The 15,531-nt window shown below is 66.3% G+C and carries 11 protein-coding genes; 2 read left to right on the forward strand and 9 right to left on the reverse strand.

Annotated elements, in window-relative coordinates; all coding sequences use genetic code 11:
• Positions 1 to 92: 92 nt before the first annotated feature.
• The 8 genes from ACIGFL_RS08230 to leuC all read right to left on the reverse strand — a co-directional run bounded on the left by ACIGFL_RS08230 (position 93) and on the right by leuC (position 10,265).
• Complete coding sequence (locus ACIGFL_RS08230; protein WP_397496828.1) at positions 93 to 728, reverse strand: phosphoribosylanthranilate isomerase; 636 nt, start codon at positions 726 to 728, stop codon at positions 93 to 95.
• 43 nt (positions 729 to 771) lie between these two features.
• Positions 772 to 1,635 (reverse strand): tRNA pseudouridine(38-40) synthase TruA, encoded by an 864-nt coding sequence (gene truA, locus ACIGFL_RS08235; RefSeq protein WP_397496829.1) that lies wholly within the window; start codon positions 1,633 to 1,635, stop codon positions 772 to 774.
• A gap of 8 nt (positions 1,636 to 1,643) precedes the next feature.
• Positions 1,644 to 4,481: a FimV/HubP family polar landmark protein gene (locus tag ACIGFL_RS08240; protein WP_397496830.1), complete on the reverse strand. Its 2,838-nt coding sequence runs from the start codon at positions 4,479 to 4,481 to the stop codon at positions 1,644 to 1,646.
• Positions 4,482 to 4,637: 156 nt separating this feature from the next.
• On the reverse strand, positions 4,638 to 5,648 hold the full coding sequence (locus ACIGFL_RS08245; protein WP_397496831.1) for an aspartate-semialdehyde dehydrogenase: 1,011 nt from the start codon (positions 5,646 to 5,648) through the stop codon (positions 4,638 to 4,640).
• 179 nt (positions 5,649 to 5,827) lie between these two features.
• Positions 5,828 to 6,940, reverse strand: a complete 1,113-nt coding sequence (gene asd / locus ACIGFL_RS08250; RefSeq protein WP_021445394.1) for an aspartate-semialdehyde dehydrogenase — start codon at positions 6,938 to 6,940, stop codon at positions 5,828 to 5,830.
• Between the two features lie 55 nt (positions 6,941 to 6,995).
• The gene (gene leuB, locus ACIGFL_RS08255; RefSeq protein ID WP_397496832.1) at positions 6,996 to 8,078 is read right to left on the reverse strand and encodes a 3-isopropylmalate dehydrogenase; all 1,083 of its coding nucleotides are present in this window, start codon (positions 8,076 to 8,078) and stop codon (positions 6,996 to 6,998) included.
• A 100-nt stretch (positions 8,079 to 8,178) separates the two neighbouring features.
• Entirely contained in the window at positions 8,179 to 8,826 is a 648-nt protein-coding gene (leuD, locus tag ACIGFL_RS08260) for a 3-isopropylmalate dehydratase small subunit (RefSeq protein WP_397496833.1), read from the reverse strand.
• A gap of 11 nt (positions 8,827 to 8,837) precedes the next feature.
• On the reverse strand, positions 8,838 to 10,265 hold the full coding sequence (gene leuC / locus ACIGFL_RS08265; protein WP_122108477.1) for a 3-isopropylmalate dehydratase large subunit: 1,428 nt from the start codon (positions 10,263 to 10,265) through the stop codon (positions 8,838 to 8,840).
• A 437-nt stretch (positions 10,266 to 10,702) separates the two neighbouring features.
• Between leuC and ACIGFL_RS08270 the strand changes: the two genes are divergently transcribed.
• Together ACIGFL_RS08270 and ACIGFL_RS08275 are read left to right on the forward strand one after the other, a co-directional pair.
• Positions 10,703 to 11,590 carry a LysR family transcriptional regulator gene (locus ACIGFL_RS08270; protein ID WP_021445399.1) on the forward strand — a complete coding sequence of 296 codons (888 nt, stop codon included), beginning with the start codon at positions 10,703 to 10,705 and terminating at the stop codon, positions 11,588 to 11,590.
• A gap of 103 nt (positions 11,591 to 11,693) precedes the next feature.
• Entirely contained in the window at positions 11,694 to 14,990 is a 3,297-nt protein-coding gene (locus ACIGFL_RS08275) for an EAL domain-containing protein (RefSeq protein WP_397496834.1), read from the forward strand.
• 84 nt (positions 14,991 to 15,074) lie between these two features.
• Here ACIGFL_RS08275 and ACIGFL_RS08280 read toward each other — a convergent pair whose 3' ends face one another.
• On the reverse strand, positions 15,075 to 15,524 hold the full coding sequence (locus ACIGFL_RS08280; protein WP_021445401.1) for an Hsp20 family protein: 450 nt from the start codon (positions 15,522 to 15,524) through the stop codon (positions 15,075 to 15,077).
• Positions 15,525 to 15,531: the final 7 nt, after the last annotated feature.

The raw sequence follows: 15,531 nt of genomic DNA on the forward strand, positions 1-15,531 counted from the left end.
TTCGGGTGGGGCGGCTCACCTGTGGGCGCCCACCGCCAGCAATTCGTTTCCACCGCCATTGGCGGCGTGACAGGCTAATGGACGGCCGCGCCTCAGGCGTCGTCACATCCGGCGTCGCGCACTGCCTGCACGAACGCGCGAATCTTGCCTGCATCCTTTATGCCTTTGCTCGCCTCGACGCCGCCGCTGACATCCACCGCATAGGGCCGCACCTGACGGATCGCCGCCGCGACGTTGCCCGCCTCCAGGCCACCGGCGAGGATGATCGGCTTGGCGGCCTGGCGCGGTATCAGCGACCAGTCGAAGGTGGCACCGGTGCCGCCGGGCACGCCCTCGACGAAGGTGTCCAGCAGGATGCCGCGCGCACCGGCATAGGGCGCCATCGCCGCCGCCACATCTTCGCCGGGGCGCACGCGCAGGGCCTTGATGTAGGGACGACCATGTCCCTCGCAGTCGGCCGGCGACTCGTCGCCGTGAAACTGCAGCAGATCCAGCGGCAGGCGCTGCAACAACGCCTGCAACTCGGCGCGCGGCATATCGACGAACAGACCGACGCTGGTGACGAACGGCGGCAACGCCTGCAGGATCGCAGCCGCCTGCTCGACGCTGACCGCCCGCGGGCTTTTTGCATAGAACACCAGGCCGATGGCATCGGCCCCTGCCGCCACCGCCGCCAGGGCGTCCTCGATGCGGGTGATGCCGCAGATCTTGCTGCGCACGACTGACACGGGCGTACTCCCCTGCTGCAAAGCGCTGGATGGTAGCAAAGGCCTAGACCTGCCGCACGTCCGCCAGGGCGGACAGGAAATGCGGGCCGAGGTAACGCTGCGGCAACTGGAACTCGTCCGGATACTCCACCTGCACCAGATACAGGCCGTAGGGATGCGCGGTCACCCCGCCGGTGCGACGCTCGCCGCGTTCCAGTACCTCGCGCGCCCACTCCACCGGCCGCTCGCCTGCGCCGATGGCCATCAGCACACCGGCGATGTTGCGCACCATGTGATGAAGGAAGGCGTTGGCGCGGATATCGAGAACGATGAAGCGGCCGTGCTCGATCACCTGCAGGTGATGCACCGTCTTGATCGGCGACTTGGCCTGACACTGGGTGGCGCGGAAAGCGCTGAAATCGTGAGTGCCGACCAGCACCCGGGCGGCCTCCTGCATGCGCCGAACATCCAGCGGCCGATGGTTCCAGGTGACTTCCTCGGCCATATGCGCCGGGCGAATCGGGTCGTTGTAGATCACGTAGCGGTAGCGCCGCGCCATGGCCGAAAAGCGCGCATGAAAATGCGCCGGCATCACCTGCGCCCAGGTCACGCTGATGTCCTTGGGCAGGTTCATATTGGCGCCCATGATCCAGGCGTGCAGCGGGCGCTCGACGGCCGTGTCGAAATGCACCACCTGGCCGCTGGCGTGCACCGAGGCATCGGTGCGTCCGGCGCAGAGGATGCTCACCGGTTCGCCGCCGGCAACCTTGGACAGCGCCTGTTCCAGGTTGCCCTGGATCGATGCCACCTTGCCGCTCTGGCGCTGGAAACCGCGATAGCGCGTGCCCTTGTACTCGAGACCTAGGGCGATTCTGGAAAAGCCAGCGGCCGCCATTTCGGCGGCCGCGGCAGGTACTGCGTCAGACATGTAATCCATCAAACCAGCTTGGCAATCATCTCACGGGCTTCCTGTTGCTGGGTCTCGCTGCCCTCGGCGACCACTTCGTCGAGGATGTCGCGAGCGCCTTCGGTGTCGCCCATGTCGATATAGGCGCGCGCCAGATCCAGCTTGGTCGCGGTTTCATCGGTGCCGGAGAGGAAATCGAAGTCGTCGTCGCCATCCAGCTCGCCGGCCAGGCTGTCGACCGGCTGCAGCAGCTCCTCTTCCGGCTGTTCCAGGCTACCGGCCAACTGATCCAGCTCGGCGGTCACCTCATCCAGTTGCGCGGCGAAGCTGTCCGCCTCGACCTCGGGCTGCGCCTGCAGCTCCTCGCCGAGGGACAGATCGAAATCCGCCGGCAGTTCAAGATCGGCGTCGGCGCTTTCTTCCGGCAGATCCAGGCTCAGATCGGCCAGCTCGTCGGCGGGCTCGGCAGCTGCCGGCACGCTGTCTTCGTCGAGGCTGAGGAGGAAATCGTCGGCCTCGTCGGCAGTCGCCGGGGCGGACTCGTCCAGATCCAGGCTGAACTCGCCGAGGTCGTCGCCAGGCTGCGACAGCTCGACCTTGTCGTCGCCCAAGGCCAGATCGAAATCCAGATCGTCACTGGCCGCTGCCGTCGCCGGCTCGTCGACCAGACCGAAGTCCAGGTCGTCATCCAGCGACAGACTGCCAGCGTCCCCCTGCGCGGCCTGCATGTCGCGATCCAAGTCCGCCTCCAGTTCGTCCAGGCTCAGATCGAAGGCATCGTCCAGATCGCCGCCGGCGACAACCGGCGCTTCGCTGCTCGGCTCGTCCAGGCTCAGGTCGTCGAGGCTGAAGTCGCCCAGGTCGTCAGCGGCGTTCGCCGCGGCAACGCTGCCGGCGCCGACGAAGGCGGCTATGGCCGGGTACTTGGCTTTCAGCTGCTCGGCCTCGGCATTGACGCCGCCGATCTCGCGCAGTTCGTTGTCCTGACGGGCGAAGCCTTCGCGGTCGCCCAGCTCGGCATAGACTTCCATCAGCTTCAGACGCAGGTCGCTACGCTGCGGCTCGTCGTTGATGGCGTTCTGCAGCAACTCGGCGGCCTGGTTGAAACGGCCGTAGGCGATATAGATATCGGCTTCGCCCAGGGCATCGCCGGTTTGCGCGGTCACCCGCTCTTCGCCGGCTGCGGCCGGCGCAGCCGGCTTGGCCTCATCGCCGAGACCGGCGAAGCTGTCCTCCGGCATGTCGAGGTCGACGGCGAAACTGCCGTCCTGTGCCATTTCGTCGGCCAGCTCTTCGTGCAGCTCGGCTTCCTTCATGGCATTGCGCCGCGACAGCGCCATCAGACCGACCAGCAGCAGCAGCAATGCGCCACCACCGGCCAGGCCCAGGGTCATGGGGTTGGCCAGCAGGTCGTCGATAAAGCTTTGCGGGGCCGGCGCCGGAGCCGGTGCAGGGGCCGGTGCAGGAGCGGCAGGCTTGGCCGGCTCAGCCGGTTCGACCGCCTTGGCCGGAGCAGCCGGTGCAACGACAGCAGCCGGCTCACTGGCCGGCTGTTCTGGTGCCGCGGCGGCGCTGTCTTCGACAGGCGCAGCCGGCTCCTCGCTGTAGTTGTAGTCGGGGGCCGCCCCTTCGGGCGGCGACACAGGCGGGGTCGCCGCCTCCGTGGCCGGCGGCGCCGGTTCGGCAGCCGGCTTGGCCGCCTCCTCCGCTGCGACCGGCGCTGCCGGTGCGGCAGCACCCGCCGCTATATCGGCCTGCAGCTTGGCCAACTGGCTGTCCTTGAGTTCGATCAGACGCTGCAGCTTGTCCAGCTGGCTCTGCAGATCGCCGACGCGGCTTTGCAGTTCGGCGTTCTCGCGACGACTCGAGTCGAGGCTCTCCTGGGTCACGGCCAGCTTGTCGGTCAGCGCCTTGCTGTCGACCGAACCGCTGTCGCTGCCGCTGGTGGCCTTGCCGGCCTCGGCCGCCACCAGTTTCAGGCTGTCGCCGCTTTGTGCGGTCGCTGGCGCTGCGCCGGCAGTAGTGCGGCGGGTGGCATCCAGCTGACGCGAGGCGACGGCGCGCCCTTCGCGCCAGGCGGCGTTCTGTTCGGCGACCTGGGCCACGGCCTCGGCATTGCTGCGGCTGCGGATCTGCTGCTCATCGGGCAGGCGCAGTACCTGGCCGCTCTTCATGCGGTTGATGTTGCCGCCGATAAAGGCATCCGGGTTGAGATCCTGGATGGCCAGCATGGTCTGGTTGACCGAGCCGCCGCCCACGCGCTGGGCGATTTCCCACAGGGTGTCGTTGGCGGTGGTCTTGTATTCGTTACCGGAGATGGCCCGCGAGGCCGGTGCCGGTGCAGCCGGACGCGGGGCCGGTGCCGGCGCGGCACTGACGGGCGCCGGCGCAACGGCGGGACGCGGCGCTGGTGCCGGCGCGGCGATCGGCAGTTGCGGCGCGGCGGCCACCGCGGTTTGCGGGGAGTACAGCGGCGGATCGAGCAGCAGGGTGTATTCGCGCAGCAACCGACCATTCGGCCAGAGCACTTCCACCAGGAAGTTCAGATAAGGTTCGCGTACCGCTTTGCTCGAAGTGACGCGAATCACACTCTTGCCATTGGGCTTGAGTACCGGGGTGAATTTCAGGTCGGTGAGAAAGTATTGGCGATCGACGCCGGCCTTGACGAACTCTTCGGGGGACGCCAGGTTGGGAATCACCTCGTTGGAGGCCAGATCGCGCACCTCCAGCAATTCGATTTCCGCTACCAGCGGCTGATTCAGCGAGGACTGCAGGGTAACTTCACCCAACCCCAGCGCATGCGCCATACCGGAAGACAGGGCCGAAGCCGCTGCAATTGCCAGCACTAGTTTGCGAACCCGAACCATAGCGTTATCCCTTGTTTTATCTTTTTTCTCGGCATGCGAGAGGGTCTTGATAACTGCTGCCTGCATCCGCCCCAAGGAGCGGCTCCCCATTCAGCAATCAACTCAGCCAGTATTGCCAAGCTAGAAAGATTCTTCAAATTTCTAGGTAAGTATCTTTTACAGATAGTGTTTTATCAACAACTCGGCTATTTGCACAGCATTCAGGGCAGCGCCTTTTCTTACATTATCAGACGCAATCCACAAATTGAGTTGGCGCGGATCACTGACGCCGCTGCGCACGCGCCCGACATAGACCTGATCCTGGCCAACCGCATCGCCCACCGCCGTCGGATAGTCGCCCGCCTCCACCAGCTCGATCCCCGGCGCGGCTTCCAGCAAGCGCGACACGGCAGCCACATCCACCTCGCCATCGACCTGCACGCCGAGCGCCAGGCTGTCGCCAAAGAATACCGGCGCCAGGGCGCAGGTCGCCGATACCGGCAGATCCGGCACGCCGAGCAACTGCTGCAGCTCGCTCGCCAGGCGATTCTCCAGTTCGGCATGGCCCTGCTCGTCCAGCGCCCCGACCTGTGCCAGCAGGTTGAACGCGACCTGCCGGTCCAGGCCCTTGGGCTCCAGCGGGCGGCCATTGAGCAACTCGGCGGTCTGCCGCGCCAACTCCTGCACTCCGCTGCGACCGAGGGTGGACGCCGCCAGCATGGCGGTCAGCTGCACCTGGCGCGGCTGCAGCAGCGGGCGCAACGCCGTCAGCACCAGCGCGGTCGCCACCGCGCAAGGCGTCGGCGAACTGAGCAGCCAGGGGGCATGCCGCGCTGGCAAGCCGTCCAGGCCGGCTTCGGGTAGCACGCAAGGCGCCTGACTCAGCGGCAAGGCGGCGCTCAGGTCGATCAGCGAGCAGCCCGCGGCCAGCACCCGCTCGTGCTGGGCCCGCGAGACATCGGCGCCGGCGGCGAAGAAGGCCAGCTGCACCTGGGCGAAATCGAAGGCATCGAGCGACCTGACCCGCACCTGGCGCCCACGAAAGGACAGGCTCTGCCCGGCCGACTCGCTGCTGGCCAGCAGATGCAGTTCCTTGACCGGAAAATCGCGTTCTTCGAGCAGTTCGACCAGCGCCTCGCCGATGCTACCGGTGGCGCCGACCAGGGCGATATTGAAGGACTGGCTCATGGGGTGGACCTGCGACGCGGGGAGGAGCCGCACTGTAACCGCGCCCTCTCGCCCAGGCAATCGGCCGGATCCGCCGGCGCGCAGACGTGTGCCCCAAGATGCGCCAGAAGCAAAAAGCCCCGCTGCCGAGGCAGCGGGGCTTTTCTGGCTGTTACTTGCAGCTTGCAGCCAGCGCGGCTTTAGCGCTCCAGCAGGATGCGCAGCATGCGCCGCAGCGGCTCGGCCGCGCCCCACAGCAGTTGGTCGCCGACGGTGAAGGCGCCCAGGTACTGCGAGCCCATGTTGAGCTTGCGCAGACGACCGACCGGCACGCTCAGGGTGCCGGTGACCGCGGTCGGGCCGAGGTCGCGAATGCTGGCTTCGCGGCTGTTCGGCACCAGCTTGACCCAGGGATTGTGCTGGCTGATCAGGCCTTCGATATCGCCCATCGGCACATCCTTGTTCAGCTTGATGGTCAGCGCCTGGCTGTGGCAGCGCATGGCGCCGATGCGCACGCAGATGCCGTCGACCGGGATCGGGTTCTTGAAGCGGCCGAGGATCTTGTTGGTCTCGGCCTGGGCCTTCCACTCTTCGCGGCTCTGACCGTTGGGCAACTCCTTGTCGATGTAGGGGATCAGGCTGCCGGCCAGCGGCACGCCGAAGTTGTCCACCGGGAAGGCTTCGCCGCGCATGGCCTCGGCCACCTTGCGGTCGATGTCGAGGATGGCGCTGGCCGGATCGGCCAGCTCATCGGCGACGGCGCCGTTGATCGCGCCCATCTGCTTGATCAGCTCGCGCATGTTCTGCGCGCCGGCACCGGAAGCAGCCTGGTAGGTCATGGCGCTCATCCACTCGACCAGGCCGGCCTCATACAGGCCACCCAGGGCCATCAGCATCAGGCTGACGGTGCAGTTGCCGCCGATATAGTTCTTGCTGCCGGCGTCCAGCGCCTGGTCGATCACCTTGCGGTTGACCGGATCGAGCACGATCACCGCGCTGTCGTCCATCCGCAGGCTGGAAGCCGCGTCGATCCAGTAACCCTGCCAGCCGGCTTCGCGCAGCTTGGGGAAGACTTCGTTGGTGTAGTCGCCGCCCTGGCAGGTCAGGATCACGTCCAGGCCTTTCAGGTCGTCGATGCTGTAGGCGTCCTTCAGCGGGGCAATGTCCTTGCCAATCGCCGGCCCCTGGCCGCCGACATTGGAGGTGGTGAAGAACACCGGCTCGATCAGGTCGAAGTCCCGCTCTTCCAGCATGCGCTGCATAAGCACGGAACCGACCATGCCACGCCAACCGATCAGACCTACACGTTTCATAACGACTACACCTATATAAGCAGCCCGCCGGAACCACCCCGGCGGGACTGGAAGATTACAGACTACGCAGCGCTTCGACTACCGCATCACCCATGGCCGAGGTACCGACGCGGGTCTTGCCTTCGGACCAGATGTCCCCCGTGCGCAGGCCCTGATCCAGCACCAGGCTCACGGCTTTTTCGATGGCGTCGGCGGCAGCGGCCTGGCCGAAGCTGTAACGCAGCATCATGGACACCGAGAGAATGGTGGCCAGCGGGTTGGCGATGCCCTTGCCGGCGATGTCCGGCGCAGAGCCGTGGCACGGCTCGTACATGCCCTTGTTGTTGGCATCCAGGGATGCCGACGGCAGCATGCCGATGGAGCCGGTGAGCATCGAAGCCTCATCGGACAAAATGTCACCAAACATGTTGTCGGTGACCATCACGTCGAACTGCTTGGGCGCACGCACCAGCTGCATGGCGGCGTTATCCACGTACATGTGGGAGAGCTCGACGTCCGGGTAATCCTTGGCCACTTCCTCGACCACCGCACGCCACAGCTGGCTGGAGGCCAGCACGTTGGCCTTGTCCACCGAGCACAGCTTCTTGTTACGCACCATGGCCATGTCGAAACCGACCTTGGCGATGCGGCGGATCTCGCTCTCGCTGTACGGCAGGGTGTCATACGCCATGCGCTCGCCGCTTTCCAGCACCTTGCTCTCGCGCGGCTGGCCGAAGTAGATGCCGCCGGTCAGCTCACGCACGATGAGGATATCCAACCCTGCCACAACCTCAGGCTTGAGGCTGGAGGCCTCGGCCAGTTGCGGGTAGAGGATGGCCGGACGCAGGTTGCCGAACAGGCCCAGTTGCGAACGGATCTTCAGCAGGCCGCGCTCCGGGCGGATGGCCGGATCGATGGTGTCCCACTTCGGCCCACCGACGGCGCCGAGCAGCACAGCATCGGCCGCCTTGGCGCGCGCCAGGGTCTCGTCGGCCAGCGGCACGCCGTAGCGGTCGATGGCGGCGCCGCCCAGGTCATCGAAGCTCAGCTCGAAACCCAGGGCGTACTTGTCGTTGGCCAGGTTCAGCACCTTGACCGCTTCGGCCATGATTTCCGGGCCGATACCGTCGCCGGGGAGAACCAGAATCTGCTTGCTCATTGCATTCCTCAATCTATCCGTAGGGTGGATGACGCTGTTTTCATCCACCGAAACCCAGCACGGTGGATGGATAAAGCGCCATCCACCCTACCTTCATGCATTACTTGATCGCGCCGAACAGCCAGGGGCTCCTCTGCTGGTGTTTGGCTTCGAAGGCCCTGATCGCCTCCTGATCCTGCAGGGTCAGGCCGATGTCGTCCAGGCCGTTGAGCAGGCAGTGCTTGCGGAAGGCATCGACTTCGAAGGCGTACTGCACGCCATCGGGGCGGGTCACGGTCTGCGCCGCCAGGTCGACGGTCAGCTGGTAGCCCTCGCTGGCTTCGCACTGCTGGAACAGCGCATCGACCTCATCCTCCTTGAGGATGATCGGCAGCAGGCCGTTCTTGAAGCTGTTGTTGAAGAAGATATCGGCGAAGCTCGGCGCAATGATCGCGCGGAAACCATATTCCTCCAGCGCCCAAGGCGCGTGCTCGCGGCTCGAGCCGCAGCCGAAGTTCTCGCGGGCCAGCAGCACGCTGGCGCCCTGGTAGCGCGGAAAATTGAGCACGAAATCCTTGTTGATCGGGCGCTTGGAGTTGTCCTGGTTCGGCTGGCCGACATCCAGGTAGCGCCACTCGTCGAACAGGTTGGGGCCGAAGCCGGTGCGCTTGATCGACTTCAAGAACTGCTTGGGAATGATCTGGTCGGTATCGACATTGGCACGATCCAAAGGAGCGACCAGGCCGGTGTGTTGGGTAAAGGCTTTCATCTCTCTATTCCTCAGGCCTGGATCAATTCGCGCACGTCGATAAAGCGGCCGGTCACCGCGGCGGCGGCGGCCATGGCCGGGCTGACCAGGTGGGTACGCCCACCGGCGCCCTGGCGGCCCTCGAAGTTGCGGTTGGAGGTGGACGCGCAATGCTCGCCGCTGCCCAGCTTGTCCGGATTCATCGCCAGGCACATGGAGCAGCCCGGCTCGCGCCATTCGAAACCGGCCTCGATAAAGATCTTGTCCAGCCCCTCGGCCTCGGCCTGTGCCTTGACCAGGCCGGAGCCCGGCACCACCAGCGCCTGCTTGACGGTGGCGGCGACCTTGCGGCCCTTGGCCACCTCGGCGGCGGCACGCAGGTCTTCGATGCGCGAGTTGGTGCAGGAGCCGATGAACACACGATCGAGCTGGATATCGGTGATCGCCTGGTTTGCGGTCAGGCCCATATATTTCAGGGCGCGGGTGATCGAGTCCTTCTTCACCGGGTCGCTCTCGACGGCCGGATCCGGCACCTTCTGGTCGACGGCCAGGACCATTTCCGGCGAGGTGCCCCAGGAGACCTGCGGCTTGATCTCTTCCGCGCGCAGCTCGACCAGGGTATCGAACACCGCGTCATCGTCGGAGACCAGGGTTCGCCACTGCGCCACGGCCTTGTCCCAGTCGGCGCCCTTGGGCGCGAACGGACGACCCTCGACGTAGGCGATGGTCTTCTCGTCCACCGCCACCAGGCCGACGCGGGCACCGGCTTCGATGGACATGTTGCAGATGGTCATGCGCCCTTCCAGGGACAGGTCGCGGATCGCGCTGCCGGCGAACTCCAGGGCATGACCGTTGCCGCCAGCGGTGCCGATCTTGCCGATCACCGCCAGAACGATGTCCTTGGCGGTGACGCCGAACGGCAATTTGCCTTCGACGCGCACCTGCATGTTCTTCATCTTCTTGGCCACCAGGCACTGGGTGGCGAGCACGTGCTCGACCTCGGAGGTGCCGATGCCGTGGGCCAGCGCGCCAAAGGCGCCATGGGTGGAGGTGTGCGAGTCGCCGCAGACCACGGTCATGCCCGGCAAGGTGGCGCCCTGCTCCGGGCCGACCACGTGGACGATGCCCTGACGCACGTCGTTCATCTTGAACTCGAGGATGCCGAAGTCGTCGCAGTTCTCGTCCAGGGTCTGCACCTGGATACGCGAGACTTCGTCGGCGATGGCTTCGAGGCCGCCCCGGCGCTCGGCCTGGGTGGTCGGCACGTTGTGGTCCGGGGTGGCGATGTTGGCGTCGATGCGCCACGGCTTGCGCCCGGCCAGGCGCAGACCCTCGAAGGCCTGTGGCGAGGTCACTTCGTGGAGAATGTGGCGGTCGATGTAGATCAAGGAAGAGCCGTCGTCGCGGCGCTTGACCTCGTGCATTTCCCAAAGCTTGTCGTAGAGCGTTTTGCCGGCCATCAGCTATCCCTCATCAGCGTCTTGCGGGCACCTCCAAAAACTACCTGCGTTGTCATCGCCGCGTTAAAAACAGGCTCGTGCGCGAGTCCGATCAGAATGCTCATTTACAACTCGTAAACGCCGCTTCTTCGCCTGTTTGATTCGCTGGCGCTCACCCTTCGGGCCAGCCTGCGGCTGTTACTCCCGGAGGTCGTTGCGCCTTGCGCTGACTGCCTCGCCTACGTTTTTGGAGGTGCCCTTTCTATGCCCGGGCAAATGGCCCTGCGGCTTATGGGGAGAATGCTATGATCCCGGGACGAATAACTCAAATTCATATTTTTTATCCCAAGGATTCCACAAAGGAATCCCCAAAAGCCGCAAGCTTCAAGCGACAGGCCGCCAGCCAAGACCCAGCGGCTCGGCTTGCCGTTCGCGGCCCACCGTTTGGAGCTGTTTCTATGGATCTGGCCAACCTCAACGCCTTTCTCGCCATCGCCGAAACCGGCAGTTTTTCCGAAGCCGGCGAGCGCCTGCACCTGACCCAGCCGGCGGTGAGCAAACGCATTGCCGGCCTCGAGCAACAGCTTGGCGTACGCCTGTTCGACCGCCTCGGCCGCGAGATCGGCCTGACCGAGGCAGGACGCGCCCTGCTGCCGCGCGCCTACCAGATCCTCAACGTGCTGGACGACACCCGCCGCGCGCTGACCAACCTGGCCGGCGAGGTCAGCGGCCGCCTGACCCTGGCCACCAGCCACCATATCGGCCTGCACCGCCTCCCCGCCCTGTTGCGCGCCTTCACCCGTGCCCATCCGCAGGTGGCGCTGGATATCCAGTTCCTCGACTCCGAAGTGGCCTACGAGGAGATCCTCCACGGCCGCGCCGAACTGGCGGTGATCACCCTGGCCCCGGAAACCCGCGAACCGGTGCGCGCGGTGCCGGTGTGGAACGATCCGCTGGATTTCGTCGCCGCCCCCGAACACCCGCTGGCGCGCAGCGCCGCCATCGGCCTGCCGGACGTGGCGCGGCACCCGGCGGTGTTCCCCGGCGGCAACACCTTCACCCACCATATCGTGCAGCGCCTGTTCGAGGCCCAGGGCCTGACACCGAACATCGCCATGAGCACCAACTACCTGGAGACCATCAAGATGATGGTCTCCATCGGCCTGGCCTGGAGCGTGTTGCCGCGCACCATGCTCGACGACCAGGTGGTGCCGCTGGCCCTGCCGGGCATCCAGCTGTCGCGCCAGCTCGGCTACATCCTGCACACCGAGCGCACCCTGTCGAACGCTGCGAAAGCCTTCATGGCCCTGCTCGACGCCCAGCGCGACAGCCACAGCCTTGCATAGCTGGCCAAGCTGCGGCTAACGTGGCGGCATAACGATAAAAAAGGCACACGCATGACCCGAACGTCCGTCACGCGCATCACGCCCACTGGAGGATGGCCCGGCCATGGCCAGATCCACTGACCAGACCCCGCCCCTACCGCATATCCCGGCGATGGACCCCGCCGAATTCGAACAGACCTGGCAGGACGCCCCACGCCTGCTGGCGGCGCTGAACGGCGCGCAGCTGGGCGCCTGGTTCTGGGATATCGACAGCGGCCGGGTCAACTGGTCGCGCGGCGCCCAGGCGCTGTTCGGCCTCGACCCCGCCCGCCCGCTGACCCGCAGCGTCGACTACATCGAGCTGATTCCCGAGGAAGAACGCGGCGCGGTGCTGCAGCAATTCCACGCCATCCTCGCCGGCGACGACGGGGGCCGCGCCCTGCGCCACCGCATCCGCTGGCCGGACGGCAGCCTGCACTGGCTGGAGATCAGCGGCAGCCTGTCGCGCGATGCCGACGGCCGCCGGCGCATGTTCGGCGTGATCCGCGACATCAGCTCGCAACAGGCGCGCGCCGAGGCCCTGCGTGCCTCGGAAGAACGCTTCGCCAGCCTGTTCCGCCTCAGCCCGGACATCATGCTGCTGGTGCGCTATGACACCAGCGAGATCCTCGAGACCAACCAGCACTTCACCCACGCCTTTGGCTGGCCCGCCGCGGAGATTCTCGGCCGCAGCACCCTCGACCTCGACCTCTGGGTGCATGCCGAGCAGCGCGATTACCTGCGCCGGCAGGCGCCGCTGAGCCGCGAGCCGCTGATCCAGGAAGTGCAGCTGCGCACCCGCGCCGGGCGCATCCTCGACGGCGTGCTGTCGAGTCAGTACATCGAGCTGCAGGGCGAACGCTTGCTGCTCTGCACCTTCCTCGACACCAGCGAACGCATGCGCGCCGAAACCGCCCTGCGCAACAGCGAGGAAAAGTTCGCCAAGGCCTTCATGCACACCCCCGACGCCGTGGCGATTACCGATCGGGCGACTGGCCGCTTTATCGAGGTCAACCCCAGCTTCGAGCAGCAGTTCGGCTGGAGCAGCGCCGAGGCGCTCGGCCGCACCTCGCTGGAGCTGGGCATCTGGGCCGACCCCGGTGACCGCCAGCGCATGCTCGACGCCCTGCAGGCCGGGCGCCTGAACAACCTCGAAGTACGTCTGTTCAGCCGCGACGGCAGCGCCAGCATCAACCTGCTGTTCGGCGGCGAGATCGAGCTCGACGGCCAGCGCTGTCTGGTGCTGACGGTGCGCAACATCACCGCCCAGCGCGCCCAGGAGCTGGCCCTGCAGGAAAGCCAGGAGCGCCTCAAGCTGGCGCTGGAGTCGGCCGACCTGGGTACCTGGGACTGGCACATCCCCAGCAACCGCCTGTTCGGCAGCGCCCGCGCCGCCGCCCTGCACGGCCTCGACGCCTGCCCCTTCGACGACGACTTTCGCGAGTTCTTCCGCTGCGTGCCGCTGGAAGACCGCCAGGCCATGCGTCTGGCCTACGTCGCCCTGCGCGAGGGGCGCAGCGCCAATTATCAGGTGACCTACCGGGTGCGCCACCCCAACGGCGCGCTGCACTACCTGGAAAGCACCGCCAAACTGCACCGCGACGCGGGCGGCCAGCCGCTGCGCATGGTCGGCACCCTGGTCGACATCAGCGAGCGGGTACTGCGCGAGCAGCGCCTGCGCGCCTCCGAGGAGAAATTCGCCAAGGCCTTCCACTCCAGCCCGGACGCCATCACCATCACCGAGCGCGACACCGCGCGCTACATCGAGGTCAACGAGGGCTTCACCCGCCTCACCGGCTACACCCCGGACGAGGTGGTCGGCCGCACCGCCTTCGAGCTGAGCGTCTGGGCCTACCCCGAGGAACGCCTGCAGATGCTCGAACACCTGGCGCAGAATGGCCAGGTGCTGCACATGGAGATGCACGGTCAGCACCGCGACGGCGGCGTGCGCCTGGTCGAGGTCTCGGTGCAACCCATTGAGCTCAACGGCGTCGCCTGCCTGCTACTGACCGCACGCGACATCAGCGAACTGAAGCTGGCGCAGGCGCAGGTGCAGCATCTGGCCTACCACGACGCCCTGACCAACCTGCCCAATCGCGCCCTGCTGATGGATCGCCTGACCCAGCAGATCGCCCTGCTCAAGCGCCACGAGCTGCGCGGCGCACTGCTGTTCATCGACCTCGACCACTTCAAGCACATCAACGACTCGCTCGGCCACCCGGTCGGCGATGCCGTGCTGCGCCTGGTCACCGCGCGCCTGGAAGCCAGCGTGCGCCTGGAAGACACCGTGGCGCGCCTGGGCGGCGACGAGTTCGTGGTGCTGCTCTCCGGCCTGGAGGGCAAGCGCTCGGAAGTCACCCGCCAGGTGCGCCAGGTGGCGGAGAAGCTGCGCCGCCTGCTGGCCGAGCCGATGCTGCTGGACGGCCACCAGCTGCAGGTCACGCCGAGCATCGGCGTCGCCCTGATTCCCGATCACGGCGACACCCCGGCCGACCTGCTCAAGCGCGCCGACATCGCCCTGTACCGCGCCAAGGACTCCGGTCGCAACGCCATCCAGCTGTTTCGCAGCACCATGCAGGAGGCCGCCAGCGCCCGTCTGCGCCTGGAGAACGATCTGCGCCTGGCCCTGGCCCGCGGCGAGTTCGAGCTGCACTTTCAGCCGCAGGTCGATGCCCGCGACGGCCAGGTGGTCGGCGCCGAAGCCCTGCTGCGCTGGCAGCACCCGCAGCTCGGGGCGCAGTCGCCGGCGCAGTTCATCCAGGTGCTGGAGGAAAGCGGGCTGATCCTCGAAGTCGGCGGCTGGGTGCTGGCCGAGGCCTGCCACCTCTGCGCCCGCCTGCTGGCCGACGGCCTGATCGATGCCGAGCGCTTCAGCCTGTGCGTCAACATCAGCCCGCGGCAGTTCCGTCAGCACGACTTCGTCGAGCGCGTGGCCGGCTGCCTGCGCGACAGCCAGCTACCCAACGCCATGCTCAAGCTGGAGATCACCGAAGGCATCGTCATCCAGAACATCGACGACACCGTGGGCAAGATGCTGCGCCTGAAGAAGCACGGCGTCAGCTTCGCCATGGACGACTTCGGCACCGGCTACAGCTCGCTGACCTACCTCAAGCGCCTGCCGGTGGACATGCTGAAGATCGACCAGTCGTTCGTCCGCGACGCCACCCACGACCCCAACGACGCCGAGATCATCCGCGCCATCGTCGCCATGGCGCGCAGCCTGGGCCTGGCGCTGATCGCCGAGGGAGTCGAGCAGCAGGAGCAACTGGATTTCCTGCAGCGCCAGGGTTGCCACCTGTACCAGGGCTACCTGTTCAGCAAGCCGCTGCCGCAGGAAGCCTTCCGCGCCCTGCTCGGCCGAGGGCCGGCCCGACAGCCTTAGCCCGGCAGCGCTCGCGACCGACATGGCGCAGAAACGAAGAAGGCGCCCGGGTGGGCGCCTTCTTCAGCGGGGCTCGGCCGCGGTTCAGCTTTCCAGCGCCGGACGCTGATTGCCGATGGGGATGCGCTTGGCCTTGGCCTCTTCCGGCACGATGCGCTCCAGCTCGATGTTGAGCAGGCCGTTGACCAGGTTGGCGCCCTTGACCTCGATGTGGTCGGCCAGGCGGAAGGACAGCTTGAACGCGCGCTGGGCGATGCCCTGATACAGGTAACTGACGTTCTCCGCGCCGCGCTCGCGCTTGCCGCCACTGACGGTCAATACGCCGCGCTCGACCTGCAGCTCGAGATCCTCGTCCTGGAAACCGGCGGCCGCGACCACGATACGGTAGTGGTCCTCGCCATGCTTCTCGACGTTGTAGGGCGGATAGGAGCTGCCGCCGTCGTTGCTGCGCAGGGCGGACTCGAACAGATCGTTGAACCGGTCGAAACCGATGGACTGGCGGAACAGGGGGGCCAGGGACAGTACGTTGCTCATGACAATT

Origin of the sequence: Pseudomonas sp. NPDC077649, assembly GCF_044542855.1 — a bacterium.
Taxonomy (GTDB): domain Bacteria; phylum Pseudomonadota; class Gammaproteobacteria; order Pseudomonadales; family Pseudomonadaceae; genus Aquipseudomonas.

Excerpts from the sequence above, each read along its gene's own strand:
- truA (WP_397496829.1), bottom strand. The coding sequence starts at position 1,635 with ATGTCTGACGCAGTACCTGCCGCGGCCGCCGAAATGGCGGCCGCTGGC.
- ACIGFL_RS08240 (WP_397496830.1), bottom strand. The coding sequence starts at position 4,481 with ATGGTTCGGGTTCGCAAACTAGTGCTGGCAATTGCAGCGGCTTCGGCC.
- ACIGFL_RS08245 (WP_397496831.1), bottom strand. The coding sequence starts at position 5,648 with ATGAGCCAGTCCTTCAATATCGCCCTGGTCGGCGCCACCGGTAGCATC.
- asd (WP_021445394.1), bottom strand. The coding sequence starts at position 6,940 with ATGAAACGTGTAGGTCTGATCGGTTGGCGTGGCATGGTCGGTTCCGTG.
- leuB (WP_397496832.1), bottom strand. The coding sequence starts at position 8,078 with ATGAGCAAGCAGATTCTGGTTCTCCCCGGCGACGGTATCGGCCCGGAA.
- leuD (WP_397496833.1), bottom strand. The coding sequence starts at position 8,826 with ATGAAAGCCTTTACCCAACACACCGGCCTGGTCGCTCCTTTGGATCGT.
- leuC (WP_122108477.1), bottom strand. The coding sequence starts at position 10,265 with ATGGCCGGCAAAACGCTCTACGACAAGCTTTGGGAAATGCACGAGGTC.
- ACIGFL_RS08270 (WP_021445399.1), top strand. The coding sequence starts at position 10,703 with ATGGATCTGGCCAACCTCAACGCCTTTCTCGCCATCGCCGAAACCGGC.
- ACIGFL_RS08275 (WP_397496834.1), top strand. The coding sequence starts at position 11,694 with ATGGCCAGATCCACTGACCAGACCCCGCCCCTACCGCATATCCCGGCG.
- ACIGFL_RS08280 (WP_021445401.1), bottom strand. The coding sequence starts at position 15,524 with ATGAGCAACGTACTGTCCCTGGCCCCCCTGTTCCGCCAGTCCATCGGT.